General features: G+C 43.4%; 20 protein-coding genes and 7 tRNA genes. 1 reads left to right on the forward strand and 26 read right to left on the reverse strand.

Features of this window, described 5'->3' with window-relative positions; translation table 11 throughout:
* Positions 1–10: 10 nt before the first annotated feature.
* From SST62_RS0105985 to SST62_RS0106045, 13 genes are all read right to left on the reverse strand, one after another.
* Complete coding sequence (locus tag SST62_RS0105985; protein ID WP_032499362.1) at positions 11–709, reverse strand: GNAT family N-acetyltransferase; 699 nt, start codon at positions 707–709, stop codon at positions 11–13.
* Positions 710–752: 43 nt separating this feature from the next.
* Positions 753–1292 carry a phosphoribosylglycinamide formyltransferase gene (gene purN / locus SST62_RS0105990; protein WP_029942651.1) on the reverse strand — a complete coding sequence of 180 codons (540 nt, stop codon included), beginning with the start codon at positions 1290–1292 and terminating at the stop codon, positions 753–755.
* Positions 1289–2311, reverse strand: a complete 1023-nt coding sequence (gene purM, locus SST62_RS0105995) for a phosphoribosylformylglycinamidine cyclo-ligase (RefSeq protein WP_029186652.1) — start codon at positions 2309–2311, stop codon at positions 1289–1291. Before purM ends, purN begins: the two co-directional genes overlap by 4 nt.
* Positions 2312–2367: 56 nt before the next feature.
* On the reverse strand, positions 2368–3822 hold the full coding sequence (purF, locus tag SST62_RS0106000) for an amidophosphoribosyltransferase (RefSeq protein ID WP_029186653.1): 1455 nt from the start codon (positions 3820–3822) through the stop codon (positions 2368–2370).
* Positions 3823–3824: 2 nt separating this feature from the next.
* A complete protein-coding gene (locus SST62_RS0106005) occupies positions 3825–7544 on the reverse strand; it encodes a phosphoribosylformylglycinamidine synthase (protein ID WP_029186654.1) in 3720 nt (1239 codons plus the stop codon).
* 12 nt (positions 7545–7556) lie between these two features.
* Positions 7557–8264, reverse strand: coding sequence for a phosphoribosylaminoimidazolesuccinocarboxamide synthase (gene purC / locus SST62_RS1000000112615; protein ID WP_029186655.1), 708 nt, complete (start codon positions 8262–8264; stop codon positions 7557–7559).
* 117 nt (positions 8265–8381) lie between these two features.
* On the reverse strand, positions 8382–8630 hold the full coding sequence (locus SST62_RS0106015; RefSeq protein WP_029186656.1) for a phosphopantetheine-binding protein: 249 nt from the start codon (positions 8628–8630) through the stop codon (positions 8382–8384).
* Positions 8623–9630 carry a phosphate acyltransferase PlsX gene (gene plsX / locus SST62_RS0106020; RefSeq protein ID WP_029186657.1) on the reverse strand — a complete coding sequence of 336 codons (1008 nt, stop codon included), beginning with the start codon at positions 9628–9630 and terminating at the stop codon, positions 8623–8625. Before plsX ends, SST62_RS0106015 begins: the two co-directional genes overlap by 8 nt.
* Positions 9631–9752: 122 nt before the next feature.
* Positions 9753–10523 carry a hypothetical protein gene (locus tag SST62_RS0106025; protein ID WP_029186658.1) on the reverse strand — a complete coding sequence of 257 codons (771 nt, stop codon included), beginning with the start codon at positions 10521–10523 and terminating at the stop codon, positions 9753–9755.
* Position 10524: 1 nt separating this feature from the next.
* On the reverse strand, positions 10525–11400 hold the full coding sequence (locus SST62_RS0106030; RefSeq protein ID WP_029186659.1) for an ABC transporter ATP-binding protein: 876 nt from the start codon (positions 11398–11400) through the stop codon (positions 10525–10527).
* Between the two features lie 27 nt (positions 11401–11427).
* On the reverse strand, positions 11428–12165 hold the full coding sequence (locus SST62_RS0106035; protein WP_029186660.1) for a hypothetical protein: 738 nt from the start codon (positions 12163–12165) through the stop codon (positions 11428–11430).
* Positions 12166–12487: 322 nt separating this feature from the next.
* Entirely contained in the window at positions 12488–13852 is a 1365-nt protein-coding gene (locus tag SST62_RS0106040; RefSeq protein ID WP_050571895.1) for a GHKL domain-containing protein, read from the reverse strand.
* Entirely contained in the window at positions 13849–14583 is a 735-nt protein-coding gene (locus tag SST62_RS0106045; RefSeq protein WP_029186662.1) for a response regulator transcription factor, read from the reverse strand. The genes SST62_RS0106040 and SST62_RS0106045 overlap by 4 nt, the downstream gene beginning before the upstream one ends.
* A 271-nt stretch (positions 14584–14854) precedes the next feature.
* Here SST62_RS0106045 and SST62_RS1000000112620 point away from each other — a divergent pair, with 271 nt between their 5' ends.
* The gene (locus tag SST62_RS1000000112620; RefSeq protein WP_153309605.1) at positions 14855–15031 is read left to right on the forward strand and encodes a hypothetical protein; all 177 of its coding nucleotides are present in this window, start codon (positions 14855–14857) and stop codon (positions 15029–15031) included.
* 11 nt (positions 15032–15042) lie between these two features.
* Here the strand turns inward: SST62_RS1000000112620 and recO are convergent, their stop codons facing one another.
* The 13 genes from recO to SST62_RS0106115 form a co-directional block, all read right to left on the reverse strand.
* On the reverse strand, positions 15043–15807 hold the full coding sequence (gene recO, locus SST62_RS0106055) for a DNA repair protein RecO (protein WP_029186664.1): 765 nt from the start codon (positions 15805–15807) through the stop codon (positions 15043–15045).
* The gene (locus SST62_RS0106060; protein WP_023368972.1) at positions 15794–16972 is read right to left on the reverse strand and encodes a pyridoxal phosphate-dependent aminotransferase; all 1179 of its coding nucleotides are present in this window, start codon (positions 16970–16972) and stop codon (positions 15794–15796) included. The genes recO and SST62_RS0106060 overlap by 14 nt, the downstream gene beginning before the upstream one ends.
* Before the next feature lie 84 nt (positions 16973–17056).
* Positions 17057–18025, reverse strand: a complete 969-nt coding sequence (locus tag SST62_RS0106065; RefSeq protein ID WP_029186665.1) for a ribose-phosphate diphosphokinase — start codon at positions 18023–18025, stop codon at positions 17057–17059.
* A 102-nt stretch (positions 18026–18127) separates the two neighbouring features.
* The gene (gene pcsB, locus SST62_RS0106070) at positions 18128–19372 is read right to left on the reverse strand and encodes a peptidoglycan hydrolase PcsB (protein ID WP_029186666.1); all 1245 of its coding nucleotides are present in this window, start codon (positions 19370–19372) and stop codon (positions 18128–18130) included.
* 84 nt (positions 19373–19456) lie between these two features.
* Positions 19457–19972 (reverse strand): rod shape-determining protein MreD, encoded by a 516-nt coding sequence (gene mreD, locus SST62_RS0106075; protein ID WP_029186667.1) that lies wholly within the window; start codon positions 19970–19972, stop codon positions 19457–19459.
* Positions 19962–20798, reverse strand: a complete 837-nt coding sequence (mreC, locus tag SST62_RS0106080) for a rod shape-determining protein MreC (protein WP_029186668.1) — start codon at positions 20796–20798, stop codon at positions 19962–19964. Before mreC ends, mreD begins: the two co-directional genes overlap by 11 nt.
* 59 nt (positions 20799–20857) lie before the next feature.
* Positions 20858–20945, reverse strand: a tRNA-Ser gene (locus SST62_RS0106085).
* A gap of 12 nt (positions 20946–20957) precedes the next feature.
* A tRNA-Ile gene (locus tag SST62_RS0106090) sits at positions 20958–21031 on the reverse strand.
* 31 nt (positions 21032–21062) lie between these two features.
* A tRNA-Phe gene (locus SST62_RS0106095) sits at positions 21063–21135 on the reverse strand.
* 15 nt (positions 21136–21150) lie between these two features.
* Positions 21151–21224: transfer RNA gene (locus SST62_RS0106100), tRNA-Met, on the reverse strand.
* 9 nt (positions 21225–21233) lie between these two features.
* Positions 21234–21323 (reverse strand) — tRNA-Ser (locus SST62_RS0106105).
* Between the two features lie 7 nt (positions 21324–21330).
* Positions 21331–21404: transfer RNA gene (locus SST62_RS0106110), tRNA-Ile, on the reverse strand.
* A gap of 16 nt (positions 21405–21420) precedes the next feature.
* Positions 21421–21494: transfer RNA gene (locus SST62_RS0106115), tRNA-Met, on the reverse strand.
* Between the last annotated feature and the right edge of the window lie 82 nt (positions 21495–21576).

A 21576-nucleotide genomic window follows, 5' to 3' on the forward strand; every position in this document is an offset into this window, starting at 1 on the left:
ATTTTTCCTTTCATACATGAATATCTTGTAACGAAACAATCTGTCGACCATCTGCTGTAAAATTATCATCAGATAACCATTTTTCAAGTCTTAATTTATTTACTTTCCACTCACTATCTAACAGCGAAAACCAATCGGTATCACGATTTCGACCTTTATTAATGAGTGCTTGTCTAAAAGTTCCTTCATAAGTAAACCCTAAACGTCGTGCAGCTTGATGAGATGGTCTATTCAAATGATCACATTTCCATTCATAACGACGATACCCCATCGTTTCAAAAACATATCTCATCACTAAAAACTGCGCTTCAGTAGCCATACGTGTTCTTTGAAGTTGGTTAGAATAGATTACCCAGCCCATCTCAATCACGCCATTCACTTGGTCATTACGCATTAACGCAAATGTCCCCAATGCTTGATTCGTTTTCAGATCAACGATAGCTAAATAATAAGGGTCTTGTGAATCAATTTTCTCTCCAATAAACTCTTGGTAATTTGTAAAAGATTCAAAACGCTCAATTGGTAAATAGGTCCAATTTTCTTTTGGAGAGTTCGGTCCATAAACCTCATAAAGCGAAGCAATGTGCTTGTCACTTAATTTTTCCACTTTAACAGTCTTACCTAGCAGTTCTGTAATCTTTGGAATACTCCCTCCTGAAAAGTCCTCAACCAAGTCTCCAATAGTTTGACCATAGTCATTAACTGGCATGTAACCTCCTCCTGTAGCATTCTATTTTTATATATCTTTTTATTTAGATAAGAGAGCGAATAACTTCTGGATAAAGCTGATATTCCGCTTCATGTATTCTGGCTTCAAAGGTTTCTAGGGTATCCTCAGCCAGCCTTGGTACTCGGACTTGTTTGATAATTTGTCCAGTGTCAACGCCACTGTCAACCCAGTGGACTGTTACGCCACTTTCAGATACACCTGCCTGCCAGGCATCTTCAATCCCATGAGCACCAGGAAATTCTGGCAAGTAGGCGGGGTGGATATTGATGATCCGACCTTCGTACTGAGCCAGCAGGGTTGGTCCCACAATCTTCATATAGCCTGCCAAGACCACCAAGTCAATCTGGTGCTGGTCTAATAGTTGGATGATAGCTTCTTCGTAAGCTTGCTTATCCGCAAACTCTTTTAGTTCAAAAGCAAAGGCTGGCACACCTAGTTTTTCAGCTCGTTCTAAGACATAGGCATTTCTGCGGTCTGAAAAGACAAAGGCTACTTCAAACTGCTCTGCGATGACTTGGAAATTGGAGCCGTTGCCTGATGCAAACACTGCTATTTGTTTCATTTGATGACCACGCTCTTGTCTTCCTTGGCGATGATGCGGCCAATAGTGTAAACTTCCTCATCAACTAGTTGACAGACACTGTCAACCTTGTCTGGACTGACAGCCAGGACCAATCCGATACCCATATTGAAGATTTCAAACATTTCTTCATGCTTGATATGGCCGTATTTTTCAAGGGCCGTAAAGATTGGGAGGACTGGAATCTTTTCCTCTTCAATTTCAGCTGCTAGGTTATCAGCAAACATACGGGGAATATTTTCGATAAAGCCACCGCCTGTGATATGGGCAATACCATTGACCAGCCCTGCTTTTACCAGAGGCAATACCTGCTGGACATAGATACGTGTCGGCTCTAAGAGGACATCCTTCAGAGCTCTGCCATTGAGCTCTGGCAACAGAGCGTCGCCAGAAACCTCTGCAAAAACGCGGCGGACCAAGGAATAGCCGTTGGAGTGGATGCCGCTGGACGCTAGGCCGAGGAGAATGTCGCCCTCCTGGACCTTACTGCCGTCGATAATCTGAGACTTCTCCGCAATGCCGACAGCAAAGCCAGCCAGGTCATAGTCATCCTCTCCGTACATACCAGGCATTTCAGCCGTTTCACCGCCAATCAGGCCGCAACCAGCTTGGACGCAGCCTTCCGCCACACCGGCCACAACCTGCTCTAGCTTGGCTGGCTCATTTTTTCCTGTCGCGATGTAGTCAAGGAAGTAAAGTGGCTCCGCACCTGCTGCGATGATGTCGTTGACACACATGGCCACGCAATCCTGGCCAATGGTGTCGTGCTTGTCGTACTGGATAGCCAGCATAAGCTTGGTGCCGACTCCGTCTGTTCCTGATACCAAGACTGGTTCTTTGACATCCAGTTTGGTCAGGTCAAACATCCCGCCAAAACCACCGAGGGCTCCCATAACACCCAAGCGTTCTGTCCTAGCCACATGTTTCTTGATGCGTTCGACAACTTCATATCCCGCTTCGACGTCAACGCCCGACTGGGCGTAGGCATTTTTATTTGTCATTTTGATTCCTTTCAACAGTTTACAGGTCTGTCAAGTAACATTGACACCTCTGTCACTTACTTGACATTTTCAATGTAGAAACTCGTTTTCTCTTCTAGGCTACGGAGGTATTCTTCCTCATAGTCATAGAGAGGCGTTGGAAATTCTCCGTCGAAGTAAGCCACACAGAGCCCGCCTTTTGGTGCATCGGTTTCGATGCCGATGGCTTCAATCATCCCCTCAAGAGAAAGGTAGGTCAGACTGTCTGCCCCGATAATCTCACAAACTTCCTCAGCAGTATGGTTGGCTGAAATCAGTTCACGACGGGTCTGAATATCAATGCCATAGAAACACGGGTACTTGAGTTCTGGGCTACCGATAGCCACATGGACTTCTTTTGCCCCTGCATCACGAAGAAGCTGGACAATGCGGCGGCTAGTTGTGCCGCGAACAATTGAGTCGTCAATCATGACCACGCGCTTGCCTTTGACAACACTTGAAACGGCTGACAACTTCATGCGCACACCCTGCTCCCGCAATTCCTGTGTCGGTTGAATAAAGGTCCGCTGGGTATATTGGTTTTTAATCAGCCCCATTTCATTTGGCAAACCAGATTCCTCTGCAAATCCCATAGCCGCAGATAGAGAGGAGTTTGGCACGCCGACAACAATATCTGCTTCCTGTTGAAATTCCTGGGCCAAACGACGTCCCATATTTTTACGAGCCGTGTGGACATTGACCCCATGAATCACCGAATCTGGGCGAGCAAAATAGACATACTCCATAGAACAAACTGCCAGTTGCGTATCTCGTGTATAGCTATCATATTGAATCCCTGAATCATCAATGATGACAATTTCACCAGGCTCCACATCTCGCACCCATTCAGCCCCCACTACTTCAAAAGCACAGGTTTCACTAGCAACAACCCAGGCACCATTTTTCATTTTGCCTATTGAAAGTGGTCGGAAGCCATTTGGATCCAGAGCTGCGACCAGCTTGTCTTCCAACATAATCAGGTAGGCAAAGCCACCTTTAACAGTATTGAGGGCTTCCTTGATTTTGCCCATAAAGTCTGGATTATGACTGCGGCGAATCAAGTGCATGAGAATTTCAGTGTCAGAAGAAGAAGAGAAAATGGAACCATTTTTTTCAAGTTCAGCCTTCAAACTAACCGCATTGGTCAAATTCCCATTGTGTGCCAAACCCACCTGCATATCTGCAAAATCAAAGAGGAAGGGCTGGATATTATTGATAGAAGCAGAGCCAGAAGTTGCATAGCGGACATGGCCAATGGCAGCCCTTCCTGTCAAGGCTTCTAAATCTGCTGGATTTTTGAAGACTTCTGCAATCAGGCCTGTTCCGCGATGGCGACGCAAATGCCCACCATCATTGGCTAAAATCCCTGCCCCTTCTTGCCCACGGTGCTGCAAACTATGGAGACCAAAATAAGTAACCTGAGCAGCTTGTGGGTGTCCCCAAATACCGAAAACACCGCATTCTTCGTTGAGTGATTTAACTTCGTATGTCATATTTATTTTCCTGTAAAATAGCGAACTGCTGAAACAAAGAGCCCTTGGTCTTTCTTACCTGGAATGTTTTGGAAAAGACCGTCCTCGTACCGCTCCGAATGCCCCATTTTCCCGATAATTTGACCGTTGCGGCTGGTAATACCTTCAATGGCATGACTGGATCCATTTGGATTGTACTTAGAATCCATACTTGGTTGACCAGTAAAGTCAACGTATTGGCTGAAAATTTGACCATTATCCCGCAAGATGGCAAACTCTTCATCGGTCACCACAAATTTTCCTTCCCCATGAGAAACTGGAATAGCGTGAATATCGCCGACTTGGACACCCGCCAACCATGGAGAATTGACATTGGCAATCCGCGTTTCCACCATTTTGGCAACGTGCTGGTTGGCATCGTTGTAGAAGAGGGTCGGACTGCTTTCACCTGCTTCCTCAAAGTTTCCATACGGCAACAAGCCCGATTTTACAAGGGCCTGGAAGCCGTTACAGATACCGATGATGAGGCCACCTTTTTCTATAAATTGGTCAATAGCAGAGCGGACCTTGGCGTTTCGTAAGATGGTCACGATAAACTTAGCAGACCCGTCTGGCTCATCCGCAGCTGAGAAGCCACCTGCGAAGAAAAGAATATGTGCCTTGGTAATATTGTCAACCATAGTGTCAACCGATTTTTCAATACTCTCTGCATCCAAGGTCACAAACGGAACCAGATTGACTTTTGCACCAGCCTGTTCAAAGGCCTTGGCAGAATCATATTCTGAGTTGGTACCTGGGAAGACTGGAATGTAAACTACAGGCACCTCAACGGATTCTTTTGCTTTTATAACCGCTGAACTTGTGACTGCCGGAACATCCTGCAACTCTGTTGCCTGTTCAAATTCTGTTGGGTAAACTTCTTCTAACTTACCTTCAAAGGCTGCTTGCAAGTCCTCCCCAGCTAGGTTGACACCGTTGACAAGCAGTGTAAAGTCAGCAGTGGTTTGTCCAATTTTCACAGCATCTGGAATGTCTTCTTTCGATGTAAAGACAAATCCGCCAAGCTGACCTGTCAAGCTGGTTTCAAGGTCTGCAAGTTCGACTCTTGCTCCGAATTGGTTACCAAAGGACATGAGGGCTAGGCTTTCTAAGACACCGCCGTACTTGACTGCACTCGCAGCCGTAATCGCATAATCGCTCTGCCATTTTTCAAAAGCCTCAAAATTAGACTTGATCAAGGCAAAATCAATATCTTCAGACAAAATCTGACCTGGTAAGTAGTAAATGTACTCGCCAGCCGCCTTGAACTCAGGCGAGAGGGCCTTGCAACTGTCAGCCGTGGTCACACCAAAGGCAACCAGGGTCGGCGGAACGGTCAAGTCCTCAAAGGTACCCGACATGGAGTCCTTGCCACCGATAGAAGGCAGACCAAGCTGAGTTTGAGCCTCGATAGAGCCCAGAAGTGCTGCTACTGGCTGACCGAAACGTTCTGCCTGCTTGTCCATGCGTTGGAAGTATTCTTGATAAGAAAAACGAGCCTTGGACCAGTTGGCACCTGTTGCCACCAAGCGAGCTGTCGCTTCAATGACCGCATAGACAGCACCGTGGTAAGGTGACCAGTCTGCCAGATAAGGATGATAGCCCTGAGCCATGACAGAAGCCGTTGTGGTCACACCGTGTTGGACAGGCAACTTTTGTACCGAACTTTCTGTCGGAGTCAACTGGTGACGACCTCCGAGTGGCTGGTTGACGGTTGAACGACCAACAGATGAGTCGAAAATCGTCTGCAAACCTTTTTGACTAGAATGGTTGAGGTCTGATAGAAGTTCTTTCAAGTCCTCCTGTAGCGTTTCAGCGGAAGTTCTACGTGTTTCTGGCAAGTTGACAGGACTGTCAACTACCTTGGCATCAACGACTACACGCACACCGTTGGTATCAAGGAAGGAACGTTCCAAATCAACAATGGTTTGTCCATTCCAAGTCATGACTAGGTTTGGTTTTTCCGTCACTTTGGCTACGACAACCGCATGGATATTTTCCTGACGGCAGGCTTCGATGAAGGCGTCTACGTCTTCCAGACGGATAACCACGCTCATCCGCTCTTGTGATTCCGAAATAGCAATTTCCGTTCCATTCAAACCTGCATACTTGAGTGGAACCTTGTCCAAGTCGATTTCTAAACCGTCTGCTAGTTCCCCAATAGCTACGCAGACACCACCTGCACCGAAGTCATTTGATTTTTTAATCAAGCGAGTCACATCACCATTGCGGAACAAGCGTTGGATTTTGCGTTCTTCAATAGCATTTCCTTTTTGGACTTCCGCACCAGCTGTTTCGACAGACTCAACTGTCTGTACCTTGGACGAGCCGGTTGCACCGCCGATACCATCACGCCCTGTTTTGCCACCCAGTAAGATGACCACATCACCTGCGACCGGCTTTTCACGGACCACATTTTCCTTAGGAGCAGCTCCGACTACGGCACCTAGTTCCATACGTTTTGCGACAAATCCTGGGTGGAAATATTCACGCACATAGGTGGTCGCAAGACCGATTTGGTTACCGTACGAAGAATAACCATGTGCTGCCGTTTTAGAAATGATTTGCTGTGGCAATTTCCCTGAGCGAGTAGCTGTCAGAGGTTGGGTAATATCGCCTGCACCTGAAATCCGCATGGCCTGATAAACATAAGAACGACCTGACAAAGGATCACGAATGGCTCCACCGATACAGGTTGCGGCTCCACCGAAAGGCTCGATTTCTGTTGGGTGATTATGGGTTTCATTCTTGAACATGAGGAGCCACGGCTCTTTCACGCCGTCCACATCCACTTCAATCTCCACCGAGCAGGCATTGATTTCATCCGACACTTCCATGTCATCCAGACAACCGTTTGCCCGCTCGTAACGACCAAAAATGGTCGCCATATCCATAAGCGTCTGCGGCTTATCTGTCCGACCTAATTCTGTCCGCATCGCCAAGTACTTGTCATAAGTCGCCTGCAATTGCTTGTGGAATTTTGAAGCTGAAAAGTCAATAGACCTCAGTTCTGTTTCAAAAGTCGTATGACGGCAGTGATCACTCCAATAAGTATCCAAGACCTTGAGCTCTGTTTCAGTTGGCACTCGCCCGATTGACTTGAAATAGTCCCGAATAAAGAGCAGGTCTTCCACTTCCATAGCCAAGCCAGCTTCTTGCTTATAAGCCGCAAATTCTTCCGCCCCATAACTAGCAAAGAAATCCAAGTTTGGAATAGTCGCATCTGACACCGAAAACTCCTGAGCCACCAAAGGAGCATCCAAGTCCTTGAAACGCGAATCCACAGGGTTCAGCAAATAGTTCTTGATAGCAGCTAACTCTTCTTCCTGCACATTGCCATTCAAGATATAGAGCTGACCTGTATTGACACGCACCTCCTGACGACTGCCCAATAAGAGAAGGGCCTCCTGACTGCTGGCCGCCCGCTGATCAAACTGCCCAGGAAGAGCCTCAATCGCAAAATAAGCAGCCCCCTCCAAGTCAAGCTCAGCTTCTGACAAGACCTTGTCCGTCACCTGCTCGGTAAAGATGTGCTTAATCGCCTGCTCCAGTAAGTCCTCCTCAAGATTGAAAACATCGTAAACCTGCACCAAACGCAAACTTGACAGACTTGTCAACTGTAAATTATGTGTCAACTCCTTGCGAAGAGCCTCCGCCTTAATCTGAAAATCCGCCTTCTTCTCAACAAAAATCCGCTTCGCCATTTTTTCCAATCCTTACTTCACTTCTTGTAACTTTGCCAATACGACCTCGTAAACCTCGGTCAACTCCCCGAGACCCCGACGGAAAACATCCTTGTCCAGATGATTGCCATCCGTATCCCACAAACGACAATTATCAGGAGAAAACTCATCCGCCAATAAAATCTGACCAGACGAGTCAACCCCAAATTCTAACTTGAAGTCCACCAAAGTCAGCCCAATCTGTGCAAACAAGTCCTTCAAGAACCCATTGATTCGTCTTGTTTCTTCCTTGATATAGGCAATTTCTTCTGAACTAGCTAGATTAAGAAAGGCAATATGTTCATCGTTGATAAAAGGATCGTCCAACTCATCTTTTTTATAGTAAAATTCCACGATAGGAGTAGATAAGGCAATCCCTTCTTCCACCCCAAAGCGTTTTGAGAAAGAACCAGCTGTCACATTTCGCAAAACCACCTCAAGAGGAATAATCTCCACCTTCTTATTCAACTGCTCCGTATCCGACAAGCGCTTGATGAAATGTGTTTGGACTCCCGCTTTATTCAACTTTTCAAAAATCAAAGATGAAATCAGATTGTTCAGCCGGCCCTTGCCTATAATCTGTTCTTTCTTACCACCATTAAAAGCCGTCGCCTGATCCTTGTAAACCGCAACAATCTGGTCGCGGTCAGCCGTTGCGTAGATGTCTTTGGCTTTTCCTGAATAGAGAAGGTCTGTTTTCATGAGAATGTTCGCCTTTCATAAAATATTCTAGTCTTTTTGTTTATTCTATCACAGAACATTCGTCTATACAAGATTTTCGCGGTATTTCATCGAAAAACAAAGAAAAACGCCCGTAAACTACGAACGTTTTTGTAATTCTTCATAAATAAAATCCACAATATCAGATAGGGTTTCAAAGCGTTCAATGGCCGCATCCGGCACATCTACTCCGAACTCATCCTCTAAGGTTAGGACAAATTCCATGATTTCCACCGAATCTGCAGCAATATTATCTGCCAAAGTTGACTCAGGTTGAACGTGGAAGTCTTCCCCCTTCTCATCCTGAATCAATTCAACAACCCGCTGATAGACCTGCTCTCTAGTCATGACTTTCCTCCACTACTGAAAATTTGGCAACCGATTTTTCGACAATGCCAGCCTCCAAAACGGAACGTGTCTGCTTGATCGTATAGAAAATCGACTGAGCATCGCTAGACCCATGAGCCTTGATAACAGGTGCCTTCAGACCAAGCAAGACAGCACCGCCAGCAGTTTTATAGTCCATAGCCCCCAAGGCCTTTTTCAAGGTTGGCTTGACCAAGAGACCACCCAATTTAGCACGCAGACCACCATTCTTGATTGAGCCCGTCAACTGACCGACGATGGATTTTGCAGTCCCTTCAACTGTTTTCAGCACAGCGTTTCCCGTGAAACCATCCGTCACGACCACATCCGCCACGCTGTTAAGCAACTCGCGCGCCTCCACATTCCCGATGAAGTTGATCGACTTGTCTTCCGCCAAGAGTTTATAGGCTTCTTGGTGAACTGGCGTGCCCTTGGTATCTTCCGTACCGTTGTTCAAAAGTCCCACACGAGGTTGTTTGACACCACGCACGTGCTCCGCGTAAAATGAGCCAAGAATACCATACTGATAGAGGTGATGAGCTGTATTTTCAGCATTTGCCCCCAAGTCCATCATATCAAATCCCTTACCGTCCATAGTCGGTAAAGTGGACATCAAACCAGGACGATCAATGTTCTTGATACGACCGACTACAAAGACACCTGCCGCCAAAAGAGCACCTGTATTTCCAGCCGACAAGACCGCATCTGCCTGACCATCCTTGACAGCCTTGGTCGCTAGGACCATAGAAGCCTCTTTTTTCCGACGAATAGCCTTAACAGGCTCATCATCTGAATTGATTTTCTCCTTCGTATGGACGATGCTGACACGCTCTGTCGCTGTCAAATACTGCTTGATTTTAGCCTCATCACCATAAAGTTGAATCTCAATATCTGGAAAGGCAGTCAGGGCTTGATTAACACCTTCTACCACTGCCTGAGGGGCATGGTCCCCACCCATAGCATCTACTGCAATACGTTTCATCTATCTAGTTCCTTCACTTTAGTCTTAGAGATATTATAGCACGATTTCAACTTTTTTCCTATTATTGAAAATAGCAGAGCAAAACAAATCCCCTTTCTAATCACTAGAAAGGGGATAAGACCTTAAAATTCCATCTTTTTAAAATACTTCAAGGTCAGATAGGCTAATACTGTCGAATAAACCAAGGTAACCAAAACAGATGTTCCTAATGTTGAAAACAGACTTGCTCCTTCATACAAGGCATTAATGTTACCAGTTGGAAAGAAACTAGCTAAACCAAATACTGCTAAAATACTTGACCCAAGTGAGTAACCAAAGGCAACTGCCATGGTTGCTCCAACTCCTGAGTACAAGGAAACACAAGCAGCCAGCAAGACACAGACCAACATATCTAGCATGCCGCCAAGGATACTTTGAGCAAATCCTGCATTTTCATCCGCCAGATAATCCAAGAAAGTCAAGGTCGCATAGTCCAGATGACCAATACGTGTGTAGTAATAAGGCACCATCACCAATAGGAAGATTCCTGTATAAATAAGGACAATCGTCACCAGACTCAAGACCTTGGCCCAAAAGATGTCCTGACGCTTGATGTCCTTATAGAGAAACATAGTATGACTATCCGCCTCACCCTTGAAGACTGTATAGGTTAGATAGAAAAGGGCAAGGATAGGTAGAGTAAAGTCATTTGAAGACTTAAATAAACTACCAGTCAAAGCTACAAATGAATAAAGATAGCCGTCACTTGCACCAGGTACCATGAAGTTGGAACCTTTTGGTAAAAAGGTTGAAGCCAGAAAAAGGGTCGGAAAGAGGAAGGCAAAGGCAAGGAAAATCTTGGTTTCCTTCCTCTTCCAAACACTGGCAAAAACAGGTTTAAAAATTGCTAACATACTATTCACCTCGACTAAAAATTTCTTTCAAGTGGTTTTCTTTTACATGGAGCTTGCTGATCAAGTTTTGACTAGCTAGGTAGGCTAGGACAGCATTGAGTTCTCCGCTATTTGCCTGAGTGGAAATCTCTAGCACATCCCCATCCAGAGTAATCGCTTCTGTCAGATAGGCTGAGAGAGCTTCCTTATCTGCTCTGCCATTGACCTCTACCAAGACACTCGGAGCTGACTGCCCAGCAAACTCATCTGCCAACTGACCTTTTTCGATATAGACATAACGCTCACAGAGAGCTTCCAACTCGCCAAGCTGGTGACTGGAAATCAGCATAGAGATATTGCGCTCCTGTGACCAAGACTTGAGAATATCGATCAACTGTTGAACACCGACAGGGTCCAAGCCCACAAAGGGCTCATCTAAGATAAGGAAGTCTGGCTCTGCTACCATCGCAATAGCCAAGGCCGTCCGCTGTTTCATACCAAATGAGAACCCTTTTGGCTTACGGTTGCGAGCCTCCCACAAGTCTAAGAGCTTGAGGGTCTTTTCAATATTTTGAAACATCTCTGTCCTACCGTGCAAAGTCAGATAAAACTTCAAATTATCAATAACCGACATCTCTGGATAGAAAACAGGGTCAATCATAATCCCAAAATCCTTGAGCAAGTTATCTGCCGTATGAATATCCACACCATTATAAGTAATGGTTCCTGTTGTCGGCTTGAGGGATTTGGCCATCAATTTCATCAGAGTTGATTTCCCAGCACCGTTTTTACCGATCAAGCCGACGATTTCGCCTTTTTTAATCTCCAAACTCACATCTTTTAATGAGTAAAAGTCATTTCCAGCAAATTGTTTTGATAGGTTCTTGATTGTAAGCATAGTTATTCTCTCTTTCTTAGGTATCTTTTAATATTCAATTTTTTCAAAATTCTTGCGTGCCGAACGATAGGCCAATCCAAAATATAGCAGGAGCAAACCTAGGCTAATAGCAAAGGCAACTCCAAATGGAAACTGTCCAGCCAGTTTGGTCGCATAGGTCTGTGGGAAAGTATAGCGAAAACCATTTAAAAGTGGAGCGATTTGAGCAAAAAGGTTAAAAAGTACCCCAGTCAAGACAGCCAGTATGGTTGTTCGCTTGATGGATACTGCCGCTACCAGACTGATTAAAATCAGATTTAAGCCAATCATCGTCAAGATATAAAGCCAACTATAAGCAACTTGATGAGCAGGAAACCAGTGGAAACCATACTGGGGAGCAATGGAAAGGACATAGGTCAGGCTAGCGATAAGGACTGTCCCAAAAAAGTAAATCACATAGACAGCAAAGAGACTGAGTAACTTGGCATGAAGAATGCTAGATTTCTTGATATCCTTGTAAAGAAACAGGATTCCTGAACCAATCTCATCACGAAAGACCGACGATACGATAAAGCCCATGATTAAGGCAGGTAAGACCATCTGGAATTGCAACTCCAAAGCCGACACGATAAAGGAAAGCCAACTACTTGTCACATCTGTGTTGATTTGAGCGTCTCCTATCCCAGACAAGCTAGTTACCAACAAGGGCAGGAAGGTGAAGGCTAAAAGAATATTCACATCACGTCTTTTAAAAACAGATTGAAATACTGAAGGAAACAGATTCATAATTTAACTCCTTAGGACTACTACTCAATGAAAATCAAAATCAGGCTAGCTCCAAAGGTTTGGGGAACCTTTGGAGGTTGGAAATAGAGCGAACAACGTTCGTGTCTCTATAGTGCAGATAGAACTCTGTTACTTTTCATATTTTCAAGTAACAGGCTGAAAACCTCCACTGGAGCTTTTCAGTCATCAAATCAAGTCAACAACGCCTGATTTTGATTTTCAAAGAGTATTGATTTGTTTTACAAAAAGAGTATAACCCAAAAGAGCAATAAAAAATGACCACTCTAATGAATGGTCGTTTATTTGTCATGAACGGTAAATGTTATGTTTCAACCGTCTGTGGCACATGTAGTTCTTGACGGAATCGAAAAGCCTGACTAGTCGTCACCAGTCTAATAGACGGATAGTGTGATAGGATTTTCTGCACATTGGCCAAACCAATCCCTCGCCCCTCTCCCTTACTGGATTTTCCATAAGAAAAGATAGATTTTGTCTGAATCCGTTCTTCCGCTGTACTATTTTCGATGATAAGGATTTTTTCACCTTGGTCTTCAAAATAAGCCACAAGCAGACTTTTCTCAGCTGACAAACTGGCAGCCTCTATGGCATTGTCTAAAAAGATTGATAGGATAGTCACCATATCCAGCAATTCGATCCCTGCTGGAGCGGTACTGACTTCTTCTATCTCAACGGTCAGCTGAATCCCCCGACTTTGAGCTTCCATCAGCTTAGCAGATAAAATACTTTTCATCGCAGTATTATCCAGATGAGCTAGATTTCCAATATCATAGGCATCTTGATAAAATTTCTGGTCTGTCCCTGCTAATACCGTTTGATAGATTGCCTTGATTTCACTGACATCTTCCTGCTTGATAGCTTCATTGAGACTAACCAAGATATTGGTATAATCATGTCGAAAGCTTCTAATATCCTTATAAAGACTTTCCACATGCTGACTGTAGTCTTCTAAAGAAGATAATTGAGCATCCTTGGCCTCCTGCAATTCCTCAGTCAACTGCTCTTTTAGCTTGGTATTGAGGAAAAAGAGACTACCAATAAAATAAGCAAAGTAAATCTTAATAAAATCTAGATAAACCTGACTGTCCCCTATGCCAATAGCTACCGAAAAGTCCATTTCCCCTACTGATTGCCCAAAAACGAGCAACGCATGCACCACAACAACATAGAAGAGCATAGAATAAATTAGGTTCTTGAGACTCTTTTTAAACTTAGGGTAGGCAAAGACCTTCTTCATATGCTGAAAATCAATTCCCAGCAAACGGATAAAGGTCCGATAAAAAGGAATAAAGAGCAAAAGGACCACTACAACAAAGATAATATCTAACCATTCCAAACCTGTCTGCCATAGTTGAAAGGTTGTCCACTTAAGCTGGTAAATCCCAAAGGTTCGCTGAAATAAATCAACTAAGACAAAAGGTGCCAAACCGTAGAACAAGGATTGAGACCAAGTCCAAGACCGCTGAAATACTAAGAGATAGACCAGGAAATAAAAGGGTTCAATGTAAGGAATACTGTCTGGAAAAAGAATGAATAATCCCGAGAATAGACCTGAGAAAACAAGCAATCGCCACCATTTCAAGCTCAGCTGACTCAACTGATTAAACACTCCAAGCTTGATAAACCAGTCGATGAAGGACACTAGAAATACTAAACCAATAGCCATCATTTCCCAACCCTCTCCAGCAAACCTTTCAGTTTCATACGAGAGACCAAGCAAGATTCCTCCTGTTCAAAATACACCATCCGCTCCACAGCATCCACACGAAGAATATTAGCAGGATTGACCACATATGCCCGATGGCTCTGGTACAAGCGTTCATCTGTTTTCGCAATATCTGACACCTTGCCATAAAACTCCGTATGACCTGACTTGGTTGTCAAGACGACCTTATGAGGCGTTGAAGAGGTTTCAAAATACAAAATATCTGAAAAAGGAACCTGAATTTGAGAAAATTCACTCTTGAAAACAAAAGCATCATCGCTCACTGTCTGACTGATATGACTATAAGCATGTTGGAGAACATCTGCCACCGCTTCCTTAAAGGCAAGCTCATCCAACCCCTTATCAATAAAATCAAGAGCCGACACACGGTATTTATAGGTCAAAGGCATAAATTCCGAATGCGTCGTCACAAAAACAATCACAGCATGCGGATCACGCGCTCTTATCTCCCGTGCAATCTCCATCCCTTTCTTCTCCTCACCCCTAATCTCAATATCTAGGAAAAAGAGCTGATGATTTCCAGTCTCTGTCACAACCTCAAGTAACTGCTGAGGTTTACCAAACACTTCCAAGGTCTTGTAGGCAACGTCACTCGTTTTTACAACTTCCTCAATCGCCTGCTCCAACCTAGCCTGTTGCATAAAATCATCTTCCAAGATAAAAATCCGTAACATCTCATCCCCCATTCATGACAAAATAAAGACTGTTCATGACAGCTCCACCCCATTTTCTCTAAAATCTCCTATACTAAGATATATCAAAGAAAAGAAAGGAACCTACATGATCTATATCCTAAAACCATTCTTCTATCCAAACACGATAGAAAGGATTTTAAACCAACTTGGGCGACCCTTCCAAGTCAAACACAAGGAAGATTTTCCCGTCGCCCATCAAATTAACTACTATTTTATCATAAATACCCCTCAAAACATATTCTGGGATGGAATGAAGGTAGCAAAAACTATTCGCCAGCGAGATGACACTGGACAGCTCATCTTGATTGATGAAGAGCCTGACTACCAAGTCTGCTTCCGAAGCCACCTCTCCTTCCTAGCTGTCCTGACACCACTCCAAGCCCAAACAGAATTAAGGGAATATCTACAAAACAGCCCTCTCCATTGAGAAGGCTGTTCTTATTCTTCTGGCTTCATAATCTGCCCCCAAGAAGACAAATCATCTATAAATTTCTTGGATTTCAAGTGAATGCCCACATATTCCTCATATATTTGGTCGATAAAAATCCGTAATTTTCGCTTCATCTCAGGCTTGATGGAGATGGTTTCCAGCTCATCAAAGGAAATAGCCTGAAATTGATCAAGTAGATAGGGAACATTGGGTTCCAGATAAGCCCGTCGCTCATCTTGTTGATAGTGTTGCGGACACAAGACACCGCTGTACTTGTAGGAATAGTCAAAAGGCAAGCCAACCCGATGACAGAAAGCACACTCATGAAAATTCAGACTGATCCCAAAACGTCCCAAGAGCTGAATTTCAAAGATATTGGTCAGAACTTCGTAGTCCAAACCTGATTCCATCAAGTCCAAGGTCTTGACCAAAAAAGCAAAGAGGGCTGGATCATAGACCTTATCCTGCAAGGCCGCATCTGCCAAGGCCAAGATATAGGTAGCATAGCTGAGCTTGAAAATATCACCGTTAATAGCCTTAAAAGGTTGCACCTGATGAAAATCTTCGATATAAGATAGACCGTCATCATTGATTTTAACGATAAAATCCGCATAGGTCAAAGGCTGTATAGAAGCTACCAGCTTGGACTTAGAGGCATGTTTCACGAAAAACATTCGCTTGCCAGCCTTCTCCGTAAAAATCTTGACTAGCTTGTCATCTTCCCGAAAATTCCGATTGTAAAGGACTAATCCCTTGGTTTCAATTCGTTCCATTTTCTTCTAGATATTCCTTCAAACGAGCCATGGCTGTTTGAATCTTCTCCATACTAGCCGCATAGGAAATTCGCACATAGCCTTCTCCATATTGACCAAAGGCCGCACCTGGAATAAAGGCCACCGCTTTCTTTCTCGCAAAGTCTTGCAAGAAGCTAAAAGAATCTTGATTGTAACCCGCAGGGATTTTTGCAAAGATGTAAAAAGCTCCATCAGGCTTGATAATTTTAAAGCCCAAGTCCGTCATCTTCTCGATGATGTAATCCCTACGCTTGACGTACTCCGCCCGCATCGGCAGAGCATCATCCTTACCATTTTTCAAGGCCTCAACCGCACCATACTGCATAGCAGTTGACGCCGCTGTCACGAGATATTGGTGGCTCTTGATAATTTGAGCGATGATGGGAGCTTGACTCATAATCAAGCCAATCCGCCAACCTGTCATGGCATGGGACTTGGACAAGCCCTGAATCAAAATGGTCTGTTCTGGCAAAAACTCCGCAATCGAAGTATGAGGCTGACCAGTATAAGTCAACTCCGCATAGACCTCATCCGACAGGACAAAGACAGGATATTTACGCAAGACATCCGCAAAGGCCTGAATCTGCTCACGTGAGTAGGTCACACCCGTTGGATTGGCAGGATAGTTGAGAATGACAGCTTTTAGCTTATCCCCCTGCTCAATAATCGCCTCTTCCAACATCTCAGGTGTCAACACAAAATCATTAGCTGTCGTATCAATTTCAACGATGTCTGCACCCACCATATTGACAATCGGTTCATAACCAGGATAGGCAGGGGCAGGTAGAAGTACCGTATCTCCAGCTTCCAAAATAGCAACTAAGCTTGCTGATAGAGCTTCTGTCGCACCGATTGTAGAGAGGATTTCATTTTCTGGATTGTAGTGCAAATTATATTTTTCAGCCACAAACTCTGCTGCCGCTTGGCGCAACTCCAAAAGACCAGCCATACCAGTATAATAACTCTGGTTAGCATCGATAGCAGCCTTAGCCGCTTCTTTAACATGGTCAGGCGTTGTAAAATCAGGTTCTCCCAAGGTCAGTTTCAAAATCCCTGGAACATCCGAAATAGACTGATCAAACTGACGAATCATCGAAACCTCAATCCGATTCAAATTCTTATTAAAACGATTTAATAAATCCATTCTGCCACCTCAAAAACATATAAAACTATTATAATACATTTTGAAAATAAATGTAAAAAAGAAGAGTCATTTGACTCCTCATACTTATTTAACACGACTTGCCTCAAACAAAGGCGACAAGGGACGTTTTTCATGAATACGAATAATCGCTTCCGCTAATAATTCTGCCGTTGAAATATGTTCGATTTTATCGATTAAGCGTTCTTCTGCAATTTCAATTGTATCAAGAACAACCAATTTCTTAATTGCTGACTTACTAATGTTATCCATAGCAGGCCCTGACAATACTGGGTGCGTACATGAAGCATAAACAGCCGTTGCCCCTGCATCTGCCAAAGCATCCGCTGCATGACAGATGGTACCCGCAGTATCAATCATATCATCAATCAAGATACAAGTTTTATCCTTAATATCGCCAATAATGTTCATCACTTCTGATGTATTCATCTTATCAACACTACGACGTTTATCAATAATAGCAATCGGTGTCTTCAAGAACTGTGCTAACTTACGGGCACGTGTCACACCACCATGGTCAGGTGATACAACAACATAGCCATCACCTACCATACCACGACGCTCAAAATAATCCGCAATCAATGGAGCACCCATCAAATGATCAACAGGAATATCGAAGAATCCCTGAATCTGCGCAGCATGCAAATCAATTGTCAACAAACGATTGACACCCGCTGTCTGCAACATATTAGCTACCAATTTTGATGTAATTGGTTCCCGTGCACGAGCCTTCCGGTCTTGGCGTGCATAACCATAATAAGGCATTACTACGTTTACTGATTCAGCAGATGCACGTTTAAGAGCATCAACCATAATCAAAATTTCCATTAAATTATCATTAACTGGTGAGCTAGTGGATTGAAGAATATACACATGAGTTCCACGAATGGATTCCTCAATATTTACCTGAATCTCACCATCTGAAAATTGACGAACACTTGATTTTCCCAGAGGAATTCCTATTTTTTTCGACACCTGTTCAGCTAACTTCTGATTTGACGAAAGAGCGAACAATTTTAAGTCAGTAAACGCCATGACAGCCTCCTATATATTTCTACCTTTACTATTTTAACCCTTTTTCCTTCATTTTTCAAACAAAAATAGAGCGCAAATCTACACGCTCTATTTGAAAATTTCTTAATATGGAGGGTAAATATAGTAAACTGCTCCCTCAGAAGTCGTTGTTGGGTTGAAATAACCACCACGATGGTTGCCAATATAACGACGACCCATGTAGTTTGATTCAACAACTTGGATACTTGTTGAAGATTGAACAGCCGTAACAACCGCTACGTGCCCATAATAACCACCTGTCCAAACAGCAATCGCACCTACTTGTGGAGTAGAACCTGTACTAAAACCTTCAGCACGTGCTGATGCTAACCACTGTTTAGCATCTCCCCAGTAAGGACCAACCCATGAAAGTTGAGATTTAACTCCCCAAGTACACTCACCAATTGGGTAAGATGAAGCGTCATAACGCGCATTATTTGCTGCCGCTGAACTACCTGAACCTGATGATGTAGACGTTGTAGGTGTGCTTACCGTTGGTGTAGATTGTGATACTGTCGCAACCGTTTCAGTCACTGTAGTTTCTACTGGCGTTGACACGACTGGTGCTGATACTGAGGCTACTTGTTGCTGTGCTAGAGCTGCCTGTTGTGCTTGATACTCCGCTTGACGAGCTGCCGCTTGACGAGCTGCTTCTTCTGCAGCCGCCTTTTGCGCCAACAATGAATTTTTCTCATCTTCAGCAGTAGCTTTCTGCACAGCCAAATTTAACTTAGCAGCTTCCAATTCAGCCTGACGCACTTGCAATACTTGAGCGTCATCTTCCAATTTTTGGCGATTAGCTGCCAAAGTAGTGATTGCCTCTTGGTTTGCCTTTTGTTTTTCAACAATTGCTTCCTTATCAGCTTTTTGTTGTTCCAACATACGGTTATTAGCTGAAACAATCTCACGCATTGCATTAACACGCGAAACAGCATCAACGATTGATTTTGAATCTAAAATTGTATTGATATAGCTTGAAGCAGAGCCATCAACTTGAGCACTACGCGCCTGCTCCTTTAAAGCACCATCACGTGACACAATATCAGCTGACAAACGCTCAATATCTGCCGCCAATGTCTGCGATTCTGCTTCCAAACGAGTATTTTCTTCTGTTAATTTCGCCTGTTCACTAACAATTGCATCAACTTGTCCTTGAATAGCATCAACTTGTTGTTGAGCTTCAGCTTGTTGTGCTGTCAACTCACTAATCTGTTGATTTTTTGCTGCAATCTGACTATCTACATCATTCGCACTAATCACAGCTACATAATTAGCATTAGATAGAACGACTGTACTTAACATAATTGTAGCCAAGATTTTTTTCTTCATATCCGAACATAACTCCTCTATACTTTCTGACTCTCTCATTTTATCAAAAAAATTGCGTAAGTATATTACGCAATTATTACATTTCTATGTCTTGTTTGTTATTCCAAATAAACGCTCAAATAACGGCTGTAGTACGAAAAATAAGGCCAAATTGAATAGTAAACTTGGAAGTAATTTATTAAAAACAAAGATAAACACAGACAAGTTTGTTATATGAAAAATACGAGCAAATGAATAACTAATAAATTCAAATTGAAAAATAGCTACTAGTAAAATCAGAATATTAATTCCTCGCTTGCTGACTGCACTTTGGAAGAAGAAATAGATGCAATACAAAACTAAAGGAAGGGTTGTAGTAGCAATACCAATCAGATTAAGATAACTAATATCATATACCAAACCTAGCAAAGTAAATATGAATAATGAAAAACCAAGAGACACATAGTTAGCATAAAAAATAGCTAACATAAGTACCAAATGACTTGAAATAGTAAATAATCCAACCAACCAATTTGTTACCAACGTTGAAATCTGTCCATCAAGTAATAAAATAAAGAACAAGATGGGAAACATGAATATTTCTATCATTTTATTGCGCATTTGTTTGACCTACCACTAAAACCGAATAAATGTTTGAAAAACTAGCTGTCGGCTCAACATATACTTCTCTATTTAAACTGTTACTATTTGATTTAACCGATAAAACTTTACCAATTTGGACATTTGCCGGAGTCGCACCAGCCAAATCACTCGTTACAACATTGCTACCCACTGCAATTTCATCAGCTGAGTTCAACTGATTAATGATAAAACTATTTGTATCTGCATCATAGCCTGATAAAATACCATAAATTTCTTTAGAATCAACAGAAATTTTCACAGGCAACTTCGTGAATTCATCCGAATTCGTAAATAAGGTAACAACCGCCGAATCTGAACTCAATGAACTCACGATGCCAACTAATCCACCATTAGCAACCACAAGTGCATTAGATGTCACACCACTAGTCTCACCAATATTAATTGAAATATGCTCCGACCACGATGAAGGAGTCCTCACTAAAACTGATCCTGGAATAAGTTGTTTTTCAGGAAAATCAGATACCACACCTAAACTGCTACGAAGCGATGCATTCTCTTCTTTCAAGCTAGTATTTTCAGCAGCCATCCCTTCAAGGCTCATAATAGCTTCCTTTAACTGTTTATTTTCCTCGTAAGCGTTCATCAAATCTGTCAAGACATCTTTCTGCTCAGAAAAAAATCTAGTAGGTACTGAAATAATCGATTGAATTGGCGTTACAACAACACTAACAATACTATTTAAATATGGTACCTGTAACCCCTTAGAGAAAGTCACAAACAAAAGAGAAAATGATAGTAATAAAAAGATAGAAACAACTACTACTAATTTTGAAAATTTATTCATAATAGACCCTCACCAAGATACAATAAAACGAGAATATCAAGCGATAATCTCGTTCACTACGGAGAATAAGGGATTCGAACCCTTGCGCCAGTTACCCGACCTAACGATTTAGCAAACCGTCCTCTTCAGCCTCTTGAGTAATTCTCCATCAATATAATATGGGCACGAGTGGAATCGAACCACCGACCTCACGCTTATCAGGCGTGCGCTCTAACCATCTGAGCTACGCGCCCAAGATAATAAACTTGGACAAAGTTAAATTAATGGCGCGAGACGGAATCGAACCGCCGACACATGGAGCTTCAATCCATTGCTCTACCAACTGAGCTACCGAGCCAAATTCTTAAAGAAATTGCGGGAGCAGGATTTGAACCTACGACCTTCGGGTTATGAGCCCGACGAGCTACCTAGCTGCTCCATCCCGCGATAGTAGTAAGGAGGATGTGGGATTCGAACCCACGCACGCTTTTACACGCCTGACGGTTTTCAAGACCGTTCCCTTCAGCCGGACTTGGGTAATCCTCCAATAATATGGACCTTGTAGGACTTGAACCTACGACCGCTCGGTTATGAGCCGAGAGCTCTAACCAGCTGAGCTAAAGGTCCAGCAAACAAGAGTATATAGCGGCGAAGGGGATCGAACCCCCGACCTCCCGGGTATGAACCGGACGCTCTAGCCAGCTGAGCTACACCGCCAAAATAATATAATCGGGAAGACAGGATTCGAACCTGCGACACCTTGGTCCCAAACCAAGTACTCTACCAAGCTGAGCTACTT

Source organism: Streptococcus suis YS56, from assembly GCF_000440115.1.
Classification (GTDB): domain Bacteria; phylum Bacillota; class Bacilli; order Lactobacillales; family Streptococcaceae; genus Streptococcus; species Streptococcus suis_L.

Bases quoted from the DNA above. Each gene is read 5' to 3' on its own strand.
- purM (WP_029186652.1), bottom strand. From the start codon at position 2,311: ATGACAAATAAAAATGCCTACGCCCAGTCGGGCGTTGACGTCGAAGCG.
- plsX (WP_029186657.1), bottom strand. From the start codon at position 9,630: ATGAAACGTATTGCAGTAGATGCTATGGGTGGGGACCATGCCCCTCAG.
- SST62_RS0106030 (WP_029186659.1), bottom strand. From the start codon at position 11,400: ATGCTTACAATCAAGAACCTATCAAAACAATTTGCTGGAAATGACTTT.
- SST62_RS0106015 (WP_029186656.1), bottom strand. From the start codon at position 8,630: ATGACTAGAGAGCAGGTCTATCAGCGGGTTGTTGAATTGATTCAGGAT.
- SST62_RS0105985 (WP_032499362.1), bottom strand. From the start codon at position 709: ATGCCAGTTAATGACTATGGTCAAACTATTGGAGACTTGGTTGAGGAC.
- mreD (WP_029186667.1), bottom strand. From the start codon at position 19,972: ATGCGCAATAAAATGATAGAAATATTCATGTTTCCCATCTTGTTCTTT.
- SST62_RS0106045 (WP_029186662.1), bottom strand. From the start codon at position 14,583: ATGTTACGGATTTTTATCTTGGAAGATGATTTTATGCAACAGGCTAGG.
- SST62_RS0106065 (WP_029186665.1), bottom strand. From the start codon at position 18,025: ATGGCGTTTACTGACTTAAAATTGTTCGCTCTTTCGTCAAATCAGAAG.
- purF (WP_029186653.1), bottom strand. From the start codon at position 3,822: ATGACATACGAAGTTAAATCACTCAACGAAGAATGCGGTGTTTTCGGT.
- purN (WP_029942651.1), bottom strand. From the start codon at position 1,292: ATGAAACAAATAGCAGTGTTTGCATCAGGCAACGGCTCCAATTTCCAA.
- SST62_RS0106040 (WP_050571895.1), bottom strand. From the start codon at position 13,852: ATGATGGCTATTGGTTTAGTATTTCTAGTGTCCTTCATCGACTGGTTT.
- SST62_RS0106035 (WP_029186660.1), bottom strand. From the start codon at position 12,165: ATGAATCTGTTTCCTTCAGTATTTCAATCTGTTTTTAAAAGACGTGAT.
- SST62_RS0106005 (WP_029186654.1), bottom strand. From the start codon at position 7,544: ATGGCGAAGCGGATTTTTGTTGAGAAGAAGGCGGATTTTCAGATTAAG.
- purC (WP_029186655.1), bottom strand. From the start codon at position 8,264: ATGAAAACAGACCTTCTCTATTCAGGAAAAGCCAAAGACATCTACGCA.
- pcsB (WP_029186666.1), bottom strand. From the start codon at position 19,372: ATGAAGAAAAAAATCTTGGCTACAATTATGTTAAGTACAGTCGTTCTA.
- recO (WP_029186664.1), bottom strand. From the start codon at position 15,807: ATGGAACGAATTGAAACCAAGGGATTAGTCCTTTACAATCGGAATTTT.
- SST62_RS0106060 (WP_023368972.1), bottom strand. From the start codon at position 16,972: ATGGATTTATTAAATCGTTTTAATAAGAATTTGAATCGGATTGAGGTT.
- mreC (WP_029186668.1), bottom strand. From the start codon at position 20,798: ATGAATAAATTTTCAAAATTAGTAGTAGTTGTTTCTATCTTTTTATTA.
- SST62_RS0106025 (WP_029186658.1), bottom strand. From the start codon at position 10,523: ATGTTAGCAATTTTTAAACCTGTTTTTGCCAGTGTTTGGAAGAGGAAG.
- SST62_RS1000000112620 (WP_153309605.1), top strand. From the start codon at position 14,855: ATGAAGGTAGCAAAAACTATTCGCCAGCGAGATGACACTGGACAGCTC.